The sequence below is a fragment of the Algicola sagamiensis DSM 14643 genome, from assembly GCF_000374485.1.
Lineage (GTDB): Bacteria > Pseudomonadota > Gammaproteobacteria > Enterobacterales > Alteromonadaceae > Algicola > Algicola sagamiensis.
In genome coordinates, this window is the sequence record NZ_KB894501.1 from 118,830 (window position 1) to 134,092 (window position 15,263).

Consider the following 15,263-nt stretch of genomic DNA (forward strand, 5'->3'; position numbering starts at 1 on the left):
TATTCTAAGAATTGTTGGCGATAGAAAAATCAGAAAAAATAATGAAATATGAACGGCCCATAAAGGCACCGCTCATATCTATATCATTCATTAGTGCTGAATGATTGTCGCTGAGTTCATATCACCAATTTGTTGGACATCAACAGAACCATGACTGCCATTGACAGAGCCTGCAACGATGTTGTCATTCCCCTGTTGCATCACATTAATTGAATGATTATCACCTGCGACAATAAATGCTTCGCCATCAGAAGCGCTCGTCCAGTTGTTATCGCCTGTTTGCGCGATATCAATATTGATATTCGAGCCGTCAACTTGGAAATCAATCGTGTTGTCACTGCCTTGTTGGTTCAAAGCAATATCATTATTGTCAGATAAAACGGTGTAGCCAAGTTGAATGGTTGCTTCATTATGGGCACCATTTTGAATGATATTGATATCATTCTCTGCGGTCGTCTGATCTGTGTCTTGTTGCCCTAGAAGCGTATATTGTTTGTTGCCACTGCCGACTTGATTCACTGCGAGCTTATTCGATGTACCGCTAAATGCGACGCCATGGGATTCATTGCTGGCGCCAACTTGAGCGATATCAAAGGCATTCTGATTTCCAATTGCACCTGTGTAGGATTTATTGCTGCTGCCATCTTGTTTCAGAGCAACGTTGTTTCCATCTCCGAAAAACTCAAGGTTTCCATTGTTTTTGCTACCCGTTTGGTTCGCATTGAGTTCGTTATTATGACCTTCAATCATGGAAGAGCTGATTCTATTCTCTTCACCAAGCTGCTGGATTGTGAATAGGTTACTATCACCTTCAATGCTGTTAAATCCAGTGTAGTTACGGCGACCATCCTGTTCGATTTCAGTTTGGTTTAAATGACCTTGAACCGAGTTAAACTTTGCTTCGTTATAGTGACCAGACTGGGTTACATCAACTAGGTTATCACTACCGACCATCTCAGTGACGAAGACTTCGCTCCATTCATCCTTCTGATCGATCGCAATTACGTTGTGATCACCTTGTAGGTTTGCTTTAACCCATTCGCCATTTCCTTGTTGATGGATTTCGATATTGTTATCAATGCCTTCAACGCTCAGACGAGAGTAGTTATTGAACATGGCATATTCAGCTTCATCCTGTTCAATTGTAACTTTATTCGAGTCACCATTAAGTGAAACTTTGACTTCATTTTTTTGGCCCAGTTGATTGTAAGACTCGATATTCTCATTACCTGTCACGTTGGTGAGAACAATATTCTCACTACCGGATTGGTTGACAAGCTGCTCGTTCAAATTACCTGTTTGTGCAGAATCAACGCCATTTCTTTGGCCTGTCTGCTCAATCTGAGCTGTGTTTCCTTCGCCGCCATTTTCACCAGCTTCCTGTTTCAGCTTGATCACATTACCGATTGTATTCTCAATCATTGATGTGTCGGTAGGAGTGGATTCTTTGACACTTTCTTGTGGCGCTTCATGCGTTGTGATTGTTGCCTGTTCTTCAGCGAAAACTGCTTGAGACAGACCAAGGGCAAGTGCGATAGAAGTCGTTAGAATTGATTTACGAAGCAACATGGGTTCCTCCTGATTATTGCTTTTTCGTCGTTTCCGAAAACACCCAAGCCAAATGTATTGCGGGTGGAACGGAAGAGTTTTATGTTCTATGCGATATTGGTATAACCAAACAGCAGCGCAGTGGTGAACAGGTTTACAGCATTTTGTGTGGTATCAATGTGTGAGAGTAGGTCTCCTAACCAGAACACCTCCGATTCGTTCATCGATCCTCAAGGTTGCTTGCCGAGTACTGATGAACAGCTACATAGATCCCATACGCCCACGTCACGTGGGGAACTTTGAAGACCCGCCGTTTTGTGCACTTTTATCGCGGCACATTCGACAGGATTTATTTCTTGGAGATTCCAGCCTATCTACTGCAAATGTATTTGACGCACATACAAAACAAATTCAAATATAGGCGCAATCATATTCTCCTTGAGTGACATCATTCCTTTTAACAGTAGATAAGACCTAATTTAAAAATTCGTCATCACATTAACAATCAGAAAATTGAATGATTTTGAAACAAATTTAAATATATGAAAAAAAAGAATATTTAGGATAATTAAAATATTAAATTTTTTTCATATAGTGAAAAATAACTAGTTTTTGGTTGTAAACAAAATTTTCACAAAAACAACAAGTTAAAAGTATTAAGTATTAAAAATATGAATTTGAGTAATTATTCTAGTTCTTTGTTCTGTTTTATGAATAAAAACCTAGTAATTTAGATCAGTTCTGATTTATAAACGAATAGCTTGCCGAAGAATCTGTTGAACTTCCACATACCCGATGGAGAGTCAAAATTGTAACTAAAACGGTTACATGAGACCCATAGAAATTCAATTTCATAACAATGTTGGAAGGGATTATGAAAACTAAATTATCATCATTAACACTTGCTTTATTGCCATTCATATCTGGTGCTGCGATTGCGAAATCGGTTGAAATTAATTATGTCGAAGCAACAACGCCAGCTTATGATCAAAAATCGGTTCTGATTGTTTTTAAAGATAATCAGGAAAATGCTGCACGAGTGAGTACGTTGTCTAAAGTGAAGGCCGCACCCACAGATTTGGTGACGGAAGACTTTAAAAATCTTCTTGATGGTCGAATTGCAAAATTAAAGCTGGATGGTGTCAGTGTTGAAGATGCCGTTAAAATTTTATCGAAAGATCCGGCGATTAAATCTGTTGAGCCAAATTATATTTTGCATGCATTATCAGTGCCAAATGATTCTGAATTCTCCAAGCTATGGGGCATGAATAATACAGGACAAGACAATGGCGTCGATGATGCTGATGTTGATGCTCCTGAAGCCTGGGGACTTGCGCTTGGTGACCGAAAAGTCCTTGTTGGCGTGATTGATACTGGTATCGATCACAGACATGAAGACCTAAGAATGAACATGTGGAAAAACCCGGGCGAAATTCCAAATGATGGCATAGATAACGACGGGAATGGTTTTGTCGATGATGTTCATGGGATCAATACCATTACTGGTTCTGGTGATCCGATGGATGACAATGGGCATGGGACACATGTTTCAGGAACCATTGGCGCATCTGGGAATAACGGTATCGGGGTCGTAGGCGTGAACCATGAAGTGTCTCTCATTGGTTGTAAATTCTTGAATGCAGGTGGTAGCGGCACGACAGAAGATGCGGTGAAATGTATCAATTACTTTATTGATCTAAAAGAAAAAGGTCATGATATTCGTATCTTGAATAACAGCTGGGGTGGTGGCAGTTTCTCTGAAACGCTATCGCAAGCAATTGAGCAGACAAACGAGGCTGGGATTTTATTTGTTGCAGCAGCAGGAAATAATGGCACAGATAATGACACGCTCCCGCACTATCCTTCGAATTATGAATCAGACAATATCATCGCGGTAGCGAGTACAGATAGACAAGATGCGTTATCTGGCTTCTCTTGTTATGGCCAGGTCAGTGTCGATTTGGCTGCCCCGGGTAGTGATATCTATTCGACGATTCCAAATGGTGGTTACGGCCTTGGTTCTGGTACTTCAATGGCTGCACCACATGTTGCGGGTGCTGCTGCACTTGTCCTTGCTGCAAAACCGGAGTTGACGACGGCCGAGCTAAAAACAATTCTTTTGGAATCGGGTGATGTGATAGAAACTTTTGCAGATAAGATGGTTTCTGGAAAACGCTTGAATGTACATAATGCAGTCAAAGCTGTTGACCCTGCGCCAAGCTATCACCTTTATGCACAAGATGCCAAACAGCAAATTGTTGCTGGTGAAACAGCGACATTCACATTCCAGGTTGCAGGCTTAGCTGGATTTGATGGTGAGATTGATTTGGTTCTTGTTTCATCATTAGATGGCGCAGTTCTTTCATCAGCGAAAGTAAAAGCTGGGGATATATTCACACTTGAGGTTCCAACGGCAGAACAAACCCCTTGGGGTGATTATGCGTTTGCGATTCAAGCAAAGCATGGCGATCTTGAAAAAGACATTTCTGTTGACCTGAATGTATTGCCTTTTGGTATTACAGACTACTCTGTTGCTTATTCTGGCGACCCAATCTCTATTCCTGATGCGGATCCAACAGGGATCACTTCTGTACTGAATATTGTTGATGATGCCGTCATCTTCTCAACAAAAGCACACGTGAAGATTACGCATCCGTGGATTGGTGATTTGACCGTGACGCTTGTTTCTCCAGATGGAAAAGAGTGGGTGATGCACCGCCGTGAAGGTGGACAGGCAGATAATATTGATACAGTCTTCGAAACTGAAATATTTAATACGATGTCCACAGCTGGTGATTGGACACTGAAAGTATCGGACTCTGAAGCACGTGATGTGGGTCAATTAGAAAGCTGGAAACTAACATTCTTGGCTCTAGGAAGTGGCACCGCACCGGCTGCAGGGTTTGACTTTGCAGTTGATGAAAGAACTGTCCAGTTTACAGATCTAAGTACGGATAGAGATAATAACATCACAACTTGGTTATGGGATTTTGGTGATGGTAATACGTCGGATCAAGCAAACCCAAGCCATACTTATGCTGAAGATGGTACTTATGACGTGTCTCTGACGGTGACAGATGCGGATGGCAGCACAAGTACAATTAACCGGACAGTTCGTATTGATACGATTGACTTAGTGGTGGATGTGAAGCGTGCGATGCTTTCACGTTTAGGGCGTCTATATGTCAACCTTCGTTGGGAAGGCACAGATGCGGAACAAGTCACAATCAAGCGTAATGGTGAAGTCATCGCGACTGTGCCAAATACAGGTCGATTCATTGATCGCGAAAGACAAGTGGAAGGAAATGAGTTCACATACGTTGTCTGTGGTGATGATAATGACTGTTCAGAGCCAGTTGTTGTTAACTTTGATCGTTAATTGGTTGTCGTAGCCATACCATTGGAAAATCGCTTCTTGATGAAGCGATTTTCTTTTTTTACTGTTTATACTGAGTGATTCATATTTAAAGGCTGGTTTCAGGAGGCAAAGTGATTGACGCTAAGTTTCGAAATCCAATTCTATGCGTTCCAGAAAATCGGCAGGGTCGTGATTTTTTTGTGGGGGATATTCACGGTGAGAAGGACTTGCTTTTTGCCTTGTTAGAGAAGTCAGGGTTTGATCGAACAAGCGATCGAGTTTTTTCTGTTGGTGATTTAATTGACCGAGGCCCTGATTCATTTGCATGTTTGAAATTAGCAAGAGAGCCATGGTTTTTCCCTTGCTTGGGGAATCATGAATGGATGTTACTGACCTGTGGTGAAAATCAGTCTTTATTAGAGACAACCTGGTTACCGAATGGTGGACACTGGTGGACAACAATTTCTTATGAAGAAAAGCTCGAAGCGACATCAATCATCATGGAGCATATGAGTTTAGCAATAGAAGTTTTGAGCAAAGGGAAAAAACTTGGTGTGATTCATGGAAATATCCCAGAAGGGTACAACTGGGACCGGGTGAAGACCCTTCTCGTTGAGGATGAGGTCTTTTTTAACAGTTGTATTTGGGGACGTCAGCGTGTAGAGCAACGCATTAAAACACATATTGATGGTATTGACGCTGTTGTTTTTGGGCACACGCCACTTGATAAAGTACTAAAGCTGGGCAATTGCTTATTTATCGATACAGGTGCATGCTATGCGACATCATCGATTGTATCTCACCCGGCATTAACGCTGGTTCGTTGGGAAAACGGCTATTGGCATTGCTCTCAATTGAAAAAGGAAAGTAATGACTTTCGACAAGGGAAATTAACATTCCCAATCCCATCATAACTTCATTCAAGTTTGGTTATCCTCATACTTTTTGAATGCGAATTCAAGAAGTTCATGAAATCGTTGCATTGACAGAGAATAGGTACGCCTCGTATAAAGGGTAGCTTTCAGGTTTCGTATCACAATCGTTAAGCTCGAACGATCAAGCAGAGATGCTGTAGGAAAATTCTTCTCAAGGGTGACAAAAGGGAGGGTGATCGCTTTGTTACAAATTGCTGAAAAACTACAGGCCTACTTAAAAAGAAAACAGGATGAGAACCGTCCTGCATATCGCATTGAAACACGCCGGGAACTCGAAGGACTGTTGAAGACATTCTGCCATCAGCGTAATTATCATGTAATAGAAACTGAAATTGTACTGAATGGCGGGATTAATTTAATCGTCAAAAGCGAGAAGCAATACCTGCTCATCTACGGTGAACGTTGGTCAAAGAAGAAGTTATTCCCAGAGGATATTCAGAATGCGATTCAAAAAGGCTTGCAACTGGATATGCAACGTATCCTTTTTTTACACCAAGTCAAAAATATCCATGAATTAGAGTATTTTTCTAGAGAGGTTGACTGCCATTTTCTTCACCTATCCAAATTAAGAGAATATTTCGCGTATTCAGACATTCCTTTTGAACATGCATCTAAGGATATTCGTTGCCCAAATTGTGGTGATATGATGAAACTCCTTGTTGGACAACACCACGTCAATCATCGTGCGATTTGGATTTGTCAACACTACCCATTCTGCTTAGGAAAACAACGTATTTAATTTAACGAACTTAATTTAACGAGCAAGTATATGCTTGAAAAATAAACTTTAAGTACTCATCTTTGTAAATTGTTTGTATAAATTCGTAATCAAGATTAAAGTTTCTTACACAGTCATCATGATGACTGACAGCCGTTCAGTTGTTCCAAAAAATAATAAATCAATCAATGGTGAGCTGAAGCCAGTTCCGATTTGTCGTCACTTCAAGTCTTACCAATATTGAGCGCTCATCAGTGAAGGTGAGCTTTCCGTGCTTCGTTTTCTTTTCTGTTATGGTGCCTGGAGGTGGTGTGAGTGAGGCCAACGTTGTTTCTCCTGAAAAGTAGTGTCATCGTCAAAGAGGCATGAAAGTCTGACTTTCAGATGAACGCTTTTCCGATAACAATGGGAGAAGCAATATGAAACGAGTATTGATTTGCAGCCTATGCAGTATGATACCTTGGGCGACGCAAGCTTACGATGATGGTTACCTGCCATTTTGGAAAACAGCATTAAATTTGGTTTCCCCGCCTGTCGCGGATCGACCAGTTGAGGATCGTGAGCGACTTGGACCTTATCCACTTTTGACAAACCCAACATCCTTTGAAGATGGTTTTCAGCCAGGAAAATACGGGTTATGGCAGGGGATCACACTTGATGAAGCTTCAACGGGAGCAAAGTGTGGCAATGGGACACCGTATAAATTCTTCGTTAACCGAGTCGCAGATAATAATAATTATCTGATCTACCTTGAAGGTGGTGGTGCCTGCTGGGATTATGATAGTTGCACTGGTCAAACCGGGATCCGAGGGGCAAGAAACCCCAATGGTATTCCAGATGATTATATGCGAAAACTGGAGTCTTCTTTGGTTTCGCCATTTGTATTTCGCTTGCATTATGCAGATCATCCACAGCCACAAGATTGGAATTTGGTCTATGTACCATATTGTACCGGAGATGTTTATTCTGGTGATAAAACAGCAGTTTATGAATCCCCTGAGTCTAATGTTGAGCCACTGACTTGGCATCATAATGGTTTTAAAAATATGAGAGCAGTGACGGCATGGCTCAGAGAAAACATGCAGCAGCCAACACGAATGATGATGACTGGTTGCAGTGCTGGTGGGACAGGCTCACTTGTGAATTATCACTTGATGAGACGTGATCTCTCACCAACAAGCCGTGCTTATTTACTCAATGATTCGGGGCCGATTTATCATGCCAGAATGGGATCAGATCAACCCAGTGTTCCACTACATACCAAGATCAAAGAAGCTTGGGGACTGGATAAGGTGATTGATACTGTCGGTGCAGATATTAGTGGATTTGATCGTGATGACTTGGGAACGGTAAATGGCGCCCTGGCGATGCACTGGCCAGAAGACAGAATGGCACATGTTCAGTTTATGAAAGACTTGAATTACTCAAGCTATTCTTATGAACGTTTTTACGATGAAATCAATCATGAGCCAGACAAACTCAAAAAGTGGGCGAAAATTCATGAGAAGTGGGATAAGGATGCGAGAAATTTGGCGAGTTCATTAGATGAATACGCAAATTTTGCTTATTACTTGCCACAGTTTCGAGATCTCAATGAATCTCATTGTGCGACGATTGTCGAATTTCATGGCGGGGATATTCAGACACAAGGAATGGAGCTGAGTCAGTTTATTGATGACTTGGTTGATGATAGAAAACCTTTAAATAGTTATCTTGAGGAAGATCCAGAGGCAGATTACAGTAAAGGAGCAAACCTGTTTTATTTATTGTTGAACAAAGTACTGGATGCACCCTCATCAACAAACCCACGTAATCAGGAAGCGGATTAGTTAGTTATTGTGGGAGATAACCTCTCCCGCAAAGAAATAAAAGTTATGTGGAATAGAGGCCAAGTTCTTTTTTTGCGAATTGCTCAAACGCATTAAAATCTCCAAGATAGTGCTCATCAATAAAAATCTGAGGAATACTTTCTATTTTTTTACCTGCGCTTTTTTCTATGTCTCGCTTAGACACGTTATCTTTTTGAACATCGACATATTTAAAGTCAAAGTCGTCTCGTTCGTTTTTGAGTCGTTCTGCGATTTCTTTTGCGCGTTTGCATGTTGGGCAGCCCGCAATGCCAAAAATAACGGTATACATACATTTTTCCTTTCGACGACTTTCTTTTATTATTCCGAAAATAAGCTGACTTTGACAATAAATCAATTCTATTTTCCTAATCTTTAAAAATAATGAATATCGTTGATTGGTTGACATTGAGCTGTGGCGGGTAGAGCGAAGGGTTTTTATTCTGAAGTCGTCTATCGTTTATTCAATGTATACAAAATATATGCATTTTTTAACTTGCATTCATTTTGATACCCTATGTATACTGGAGATGGTCTGAAGGAATGGATAAGAAAGAGGGTATTAAATTGACAAGATACGCTCTGGCTGATCAAAGCAGGTCCAAGTAAAACGGGTCACATAAGTGGGATATTATGGCTGATATAAAAGCACCAGTTTGGGCTGAACCAACATTAAAAATCATGGAAGAAAAGGGAGTAAAAAAATCTCATCTTCTCCCTGTACTTAATGTCACAACAAGAGGTGCGATTGGTCATTATTTCCGCGGTCGTGTCGACTTGTCAGCGACGCAACTCAAAAACCTTTCCGAATTTCTTGAAGTCCCAGTGAGTGCTCTATTTGGGGAGCAAACCACAACCCGAACCGTTTCATCTGATGCAATTGCTTTAACAAAGTCGCTGCGATTATTAGCAGCAATACGTCCAATAGATGATAAAGATCTGGATTATTTCTTTAAAATATATAATGCGCTAGGCCCGGAAGAAATCGTCGCCATCCAACATTCACTCTCCACAGCAGATGGGCTTGGGGAACTCTCCGAGAAAGTACTCAACCTCATCAATCAGATTAAAGAGAAGTCGGTTTAGTTTCTTCAAATGAATCTCTATATTTTATCAATACCTTACATAAGAAGCCTGATAAAGTAAAAACGATAATGATATTTAGTGTAATGTTGGTGACGTTGTAAAGTTCAATTAGGATATTCGTCTCAAGTACTAACCTATCAATTAAACGAGCTCCCTGCATTAAAATCAAAAAATTAGCCATCAAGCAAAAGAATTTGGAAATTGGATGTAACGGCATACCAATCATTCGATGACTCACTAAATATGACAACACATAACAACAATAAATGAATGCACATAGTGTATAAAAAATACAAGCTCTTGATCCTTTGGGAATATCTATTGCGTTAAAAGTTGCAGCTATAAAAGAAAACATAAGGAAAAAGAATGTATGAATTAATAGATTGATAGCCGCTGTTGTTATTTCTGGTGTCGTATGAAGGCTTTTTGTCTTCCATAATCCATATAGTCGATCTTTATACAAGAAAAGAAATATTACTGTGAGTGCCAAAACAATCGAGTTGGCAACGGTATCAATGATGGTGCTCGCTTGGTATAGACTATGAGCGATCTGAGAAAATATGCTCACGAGCCGTTTTCCTTTGCAATAATTTCTTTCCCTTGTTTAAGAAGCTTTTCATCTAACGCATTTAGTTCTAGGACCTTCGTCACTACATCTACTTCAGTCTTTTGATTTAATATGGCACGTTGAATTGCTAAGCGCATCAGCTCATTTGAGAAGGTACCGATTTGTACTACGTTGCTTTCTGTGGGAGTTTTAAGTGAGCCAACTGACTCATTGGGTTCGACTTGCGAGTGTGGATTGTAGTGAAAGCCATAAACGGTAAACAATATCCCAAAGAAACAACAAAAGAGCTGGACTGCCAGAAAGTTATTGTAGACGTCCATAGTCTTTATTTTCCTTTTTTATTTGGTGAGCAGCAAACATGACATATGTGAATGAAAATATGATAGTTAAGATTATTAAAGCATTTGCTAAGTAATTAGATAGAAAGTAAAAGAAAGATAGAATGTCAGTTTTTACTATCAAGCGATCAGTAAATCTAGCTACTTGGACAAAAATAAGAAAAGTCCCAATGATACAGCACATTTTAGCCATGGAGTGTAAGGGAATTTTTAATAATGAATGAATTTGAATATGGGAATATATATAAGCTAAGAATATTATTGAGTTAGAAGTATAGAACAAACACCACCTAGATTCTTGAGACATATCAAGTAAATATAGACTACTTTTTACATAAGAGAACAGTAAAAAAAATAACAAGTTGAGAGCTAAACAGGTACTCATTGAAGATAAAGTTGAGTGTTTCTTAAAGTTCTTGGTCTTCCATAATTGCACATACTCAGATTTAAAATAATATACAAAAAGTAATATGCTGATAAAAAGAGTAATATTTAAGCTGGTATCTATTAAATCAATTAATCCCTTATCCATTTCTTTTCCTTGTAAAGTACACTAAATGATAAATCTAGTGTGAATCTAATCAACCATATCACCTGGGAAGGCGTCAACTTTTAAACTAGGTTGAGAACTATAGGTACTCATTCTACGAGTTTTTATATTACCAAAAGCTTTGCTTTTTACTCCCCCAATAATTCTATGGTAAAAGTTTTCTTGTAATATTGTTGGGCATTGTAAACTTGAGTGAGCCTTATTTTTAGCTAAAATACCAAAAGAAAGTTGTGCTAACAAAAATTTCATTCTCATTTATAACTTATATTTTCTATTTCTGATCGGTATGTTAGCAACAGCAGACATGGTATAAAATAGAACTTTTGTATTAAAAAATAGTTCTGAAAATACTTTAAAACTATTCTTAGAATAACAACTAGCTAATGAGAAAAGTATTATTTTATCTGTTCAATCCTGGCCCTTATTCCGACTCTCAATCAACTTCTCCCCTTGTTTCAAGAGCTGTTTATCTAGTCGATGGATCTCCATCACTTGTGTGGCGACATTTTGTTCCTGCTCGGCCTTTGCTCGTCGAATCGCAATTTGTCTCAATTCTTGAGCCAATGTGAGTGAAGCGACAGTTTTCTTTTGCCCCTGATTTTCTTGGTGATTGATATTTTCTTTCTTGGGAAGTCGTAGCAGAGACCATGTCATCAACATGGCGATCATCAATGCCAAAAAGATTGCCCACAGGAAATTGATATAAGTGCTCACATCATTCATGGCTTACTTCCTGTTTTCGTTTCCTCTGATGCAGTATTTCTAACACAACATACCCATTTAAAAAGCCCATGACAATGAAATCTGCAAGAAAACCGCTCCAACGATGAAAGTCGGCAAGGACGTTGGTTTCTAAAATCAATCGGTCAATAAATCGGATGAGTTGGACCACAATCAAAAAACAGCCAACCAAACAACTGATACCAGTCAATGGGTGAAGTGGAAATTTAAACTTGATATGAAAGATAAAAAAGCTGGTGACATAGGCCAATAATAGTACAGTGTTGATTGTGTAATATAAACACAGCTTCGAGTTTTTGGTCATGTCTAATTCATATAAGAATGCGGTTGCGATTGAAAATATGTAATAGAAAGCCAATGTGATGAGAAGGCAAAAGCTCACCGTTGTTAGGGATGGGTTGGCTGAAAAGTCTCTCAATTGAAGTGATTTTATATGCTCTTTTCCGAGTGAAAAAAAGTAAATCATTGTCACGAATAAGAGTGCTCGATTTAAATATAAATCAAAAAAGGTTAGTAAATCATTGGCCATATTCCATTCAGTGCGAGATGCACGATTGCTCCTGTTATGGTTAAGAAATAAGAGACATTTATCCAATTGTACTTTTGTAATTTAAATCAGGAATTTACCATGACTGTATACATAGAGTTATCCATCCTTATTCTTAAAATAAAGGGCGATCTTGTCTTTATCACTGGTACTAATGTCTTGTTTTATTGTAGTGCATAGTATTTATCAACTTTTTATGTTGAATGTATACTATTAATATACTAATCTGCACTCATTAACTGATTTGTTTAGGGAAATTATGATGAGTACAGGGCTGAATGGACATCGTATGAGCGCAATGACAGTATCTCGTAAAGCACTACAAAAATTCTTATCGTTGTTTACTGGAACATCATCACAGATGAATTCGTATGTTTATGAGCTTGCAAACCAAAGACAACAAAACCTTTTGCAAACTCAAAATGGAGAGTGGGGAACCTTCATCTGCCCATCGGAAGCGAACTCCCCCTTCGATGCTCGGTTATTATTTGAATCAGTGGAGCAGTTATCAACAGACAACGGTATGCCACTTGGTGTGATCACCGCTTGTCGAGTTCATGAACTGATTAAAAAAGAAGGGCAAACCGTGCTGAGCGCACGATATCAGTACTTACTCAAATTACTCAATGAATTAAAAACAGGGAACCCACAACGACAATTGGGTTTTAAGCATGCCTGGGAGCAAAAACAAAAGCCAATTGCCAGAAAGTTATATCAGTCAATCCGAGAGTGTGAATTGGAAATGCCTCGTTTTATATATGGTGATTCACGATGCCGTTATGGTGGGTTTATGGAGCATATTACTGGACATTCTGGTCTAACGATAAGTTGCCCATGGCAGTCGAGTCACCACTTAAACTTTGTGTCCTATGGTTTTGTTCGCCCTGAATTGATCACACAATGCCAATTTAATATGTGGATCACAGGTGTGCCTGAGTGGGAGTTATGCAGTTATGATCCCAGGCATCTAGCTCACCCTCTTCATATGATGACACTTTTCCGTGATGAGGAAAAAATGGCACTATTCGAGAAAGAAATCCCACGTTTTTTGCAAGAAATGACAGATGCGTGTCAGTCATCTCTTGATATGACCACCGAAACGAAACAGTAGAAAAAGAGAATTGGAAAGATGAACAAAAATGGAATCGACCTCATGCACATTGAAAAGCCAATGACCATTAATTTTAGAACCGTCAAAGCAGATGAAAACCGTCGGCTGACATCTTGGTTAAAATCGAAAAGAAAGGAGCGTGGCCATACGATGCGATCACTTGCTGAAAAATTGGGGATGCAACACTCTTTTATCGGTAAGGTTGAAAAACAGGAACGACGATTGGATGTTGTTGAGTTTATACGGTATTGCAATGCACTTGAAATTGACCCAATGGAAGGGGTTCGTCAGCTGCAAAGTGATGGGTTTCTATAACCGATGCTTCAGAGAACAATCAATGGATGATGGGCTGTTTTTAAGGTTATACAGCCTGTTATTCAACTTATGCAACAGCATCATGTTCGGATGATTGAACCGGAAAAGAAATCGTAAATGTTGTTCCGCTACCAATTTCGCTTTCGACATCAATTGTGGCGTTATGGCTTTCTAGAATACTATAAGATATTGAGAGGCCGAGACCTGTTCCTACACCTACAGGCTTCGTGGTAAAAAATGGAGTGAATAGCTTACTGATACTTTCTTCATCAATGCCGCACCCTGTATCGCTAATGCTGACATGGGACTTTTTACCATCATCCCAAGTGGTAATCGTAATTGTGCCTCTCTCTTCATCATCGATAGCTTGGCTTGCATTGACAAGTAAATTGACGAAAACCTGCTGTAACTGACCCATATTTCCCGATATGTATTTTGTACTTCGGTAGTCTTCATTCACGGAGCATTTGTATTTCAGCTCATTCCAGACGAGTTTCAGTGATGCTTGAATGCACTCATTGACGTTGATACTGTCCAGCGTATCTGTGGAGGAGTGGGAGAATGTTTTCAGCCCTGATACTATTTCCTTGACACGAACGAGTCCATTTTTTGAGGAGTCGAGCAGCTCGTCCAAATCTTCTAAGATGAATGATAAGTCTTCGTCTTCACAATAATCAGATAGTTCTTGCAGTTTTTCTGGTTTTGCTTCCTTAATATTTTCCATCATGAGAAGCGGCTTTTTTAATGCAATTAAATATTCGTTTAATGACTCGATATTGCTTAAGACAAAGCCGACAGGATTATTGATTTCATGTGCAACACCAGCGGCGAGTTGTCCAACAGAAGCCATCTTCTCAGATTGAAAGAGTTGTGACTGCGCTTGCTCAAGTTTCTGATATGCCTTTTCTAGCTCTGAAAACCTTTTCTTTAATTGAAGCTCCTGTACTTTATCTTGAAGCGTGAGGCTCAGAATGATCCTGCTAGACTCAAGTGTTTGTAAACGGTAGATATCGACTTCCGACTCATCGAGAAAAAACAGACATATGTCATAACTTTTTTTGGATAGCGATAGCGGAAATGCAGAAAAGAAGCCAGGAAAGCCGTCTTCTTTCCATGATGGGTAATATGTTTCGGCTTCCAGTAGTTGGCTTTCGTTGTTGTTATCTGCCAAGTCACTAATGATCGATTCAAATTGAATTCGATTTAATATACTAGGGGAGCTTTGAACAATACGTTTTAGTGCTTCATTTGTACCTCGAATGGATGCTTTTTGTAATTGAAGATCGTCCTTTGAAATATCACAAAAGAGACTAATACTGTTGTTTAAAAAATCTGTACTTTTACTTAGAAAAATGTCGATCATGGCGCTGATCGTTTCTTCATTAAAAGCAATTGTCGCGACTGCAGTTAAGAACTCAAGCTGAATTTCTTTGACGACCAAGTCAGACTGTAAGTTCTCTAATTTTATTTCATACTGAGCAAACTCATGCTTTTTCTCTTCGAGCAACTTATCCGTGATTTTACGGAGCTCTTTTTCTTTTTCCAGCGCTTGAATCAGCAAAGCTTCGCGATTATTGTCTGCCATTTTTCTGAAAGACTGT

Annotated in this window: 14 protein-coding genes; 7 read left to right on the top strand and 7 right to left on the bottom strand. The window is 39.5% G+C overall.

Annotation, left to right across the window (positions count from 1 at the left end):
• Window positions 1–90: 90 nt before the first annotated feature.
• Entirely contained in the window at window positions 91–1,569 is a 1,479-nt protein-coding gene (locus C505_RS0115315; RefSeq protein ID WP_018693513.1) for a hypothetical protein, read from the bottom strand.
• Between the two features lie 853 nt (window positions 1,570–2,422).
• Here C505_RS0115315 and C505_RS0115320 point away from each other — a divergent pair.
• The 4 genes from C505_RS0115320 (at window position 2,423) to C505_RS22590 (ending at window position 8,388) form a co-directional block, all read left to right on the top strand.
• The gene (locus C505_RS0115320) at window positions 2,423–4,927 is read left to right on the top strand and encodes a S8 family serine peptidase (RefSeq protein WP_026318011.1); all 2,505 of its coding nucleotides are present in this window, start codon (window positions 2,423–2,425) and stop codon (window positions 4,925–4,927) included.
• 110 nt (window positions 4,928–5,037) lie between these two features.
• Entirely contained in the window at window positions 5,038–5,820 is a 783-nt protein-coding gene (locus C505_RS22585; protein ID WP_018693515.1) for a metallophosphoesterase, read from the top strand.
• A gap of 178 nt (window positions 5,821–5,998) precedes the next feature.
• Window positions 5,999–6,580: a hypothetical protein gene (locus C505_RS0115330; RefSeq protein ID WP_018693516.1), complete on the top strand. Its 582-nt coding sequence runs from the start codon at window positions 5,999–6,001 to the stop codon at window positions 6,578–6,580.
• A gap of 398 nt (window positions 6,581–6,978) precedes the next feature.
• Window positions 6,979–8,388, top strand: a complete 1,410-nt coding sequence (locus tag C505_RS22590; RefSeq protein WP_211215085.1) for a pectin acetylesterase-family hydrolase — start codon at window positions 6,979–6,981, stop codon at window positions 8,386–8,388.
• 43 nt (window positions 8,389–8,431) lie between these two features.
• On the opposite strand, the gene C505_RS0115345 is transcribed toward C505_RS22590, so the two are convergent.
• Window positions 8,432–8,698: a GrxA family glutaredoxin gene (locus tag C505_RS0115345; RefSeq protein WP_018693519.1), complete on the bottom strand. Its 267-nt coding sequence runs from the start codon at window positions 8,696–8,698 to the stop codon at window positions 8,432–8,434.
• A 341-nt stretch (window positions 8,699–9,039) separates the two neighbouring features.
• On the opposite strand from C505_RS0115345, the gene C505_RS0115350 reads away from it, so the two are divergent.
• Window positions 9,040–9,492 carry a hypothetical protein gene (locus C505_RS0115350; protein ID WP_018693520.1) on the top strand — a complete coding sequence of 151 codons (453 nt, stop codon included), beginning with the start codon at window positions 9,040–9,042 and terminating at the stop codon, window positions 9,490–9,492.
• A 564-nt stretch (window positions 9,493–10,056) separates the two neighbouring features.
• Here the strand turns inward: C505_RS0115350 and C505_RS0115360 are convergent.
• The 4 genes from C505_RS0115360 to C505_RS24410 form a co-directional block, all read right to left on the bottom strand.
• Window positions 10,057–10,380 carry a hypothetical protein gene (locus C505_RS0115360; RefSeq protein ID WP_018693522.1) on the bottom strand — a complete coding sequence of 108 codons (324 nt, stop codon included), beginning with the start codon at window positions 10,378–10,380 and terminating at the stop codon, window positions 10,057–10,059.
• A gap of 595 nt (window positions 10,381–10,975) precedes the next feature.
• Window positions 10,976–11,197: a hypothetical protein gene (locus tag C505_RS0115370; RefSeq protein WP_018693524.1), complete on the bottom strand. Its 222-nt coding sequence runs from the start codon at window positions 11,195–11,197 to the stop codon at window positions 10,976–10,978.
• A gap of 159 nt (window positions 11,198–11,356) precedes the next feature.
• Window positions 11,357–11,671, bottom strand: coding sequence for a hypothetical protein (locus C505_RS0115375; protein WP_018693525.1), 315 nt, complete (start codon window positions 11,669–11,671; stop codon window positions 11,357–11,359).
• A complete protein-coding gene (locus C505_RS24410) occupies window positions 11,664–11,993 on the bottom strand; it encodes a hypothetical protein (RefSeq protein ID WP_157369102.1) in 330 nt (109 codons plus the stop codon). The genes C505_RS0115375 and C505_RS24410 overlap by 8 nt, the downstream gene beginning before the upstream one ends.
• Before the next feature lie 505 nt (window positions 11,994–12,498).
• Between C505_RS24410 and C505_RS0115385 the strand changes: the two genes are divergently transcribed.
• Both C505_RS0115385 and C505_RS0115390 read left to right on the top strand, forming a co-directional pair.
• Window positions 12,499–13,347, top strand: coding sequence for a PDDEXK family nuclease (locus tag C505_RS0115385; protein ID WP_018693527.1), 849 nt, complete (start codon window positions 12,499–12,501; stop codon window positions 13,345–13,347).
• An 18-nt stretch (window positions 13,348–13,365) separates the two neighbouring features.
• Window positions 13,366–13,662, top strand: a complete 297-nt coding sequence (locus C505_RS0115390) for a helix-turn-helix domain-containing protein (protein ID WP_018693528.1) — start codon at window positions 13,366–13,368, stop codon at window positions 13,660–13,662.
• A 67-nt stretch (window positions 13,663–13,729) separates the two neighbouring features.
• Here C505_RS0115390 and C505_RS23795 read toward each other — a convergent pair whose 3' ends face one another.
• Complete coding sequence (locus tag C505_RS23795) at window positions 13,730–15,247, bottom strand: sensor histidine kinase (protein WP_018693529.1); 1,518 nt, start codon at window positions 15,245–15,247, stop codon at window positions 13,730–13,732.
• Between the last annotated feature and the right edge of the window lie 16 nt (window positions 15,248–15,263).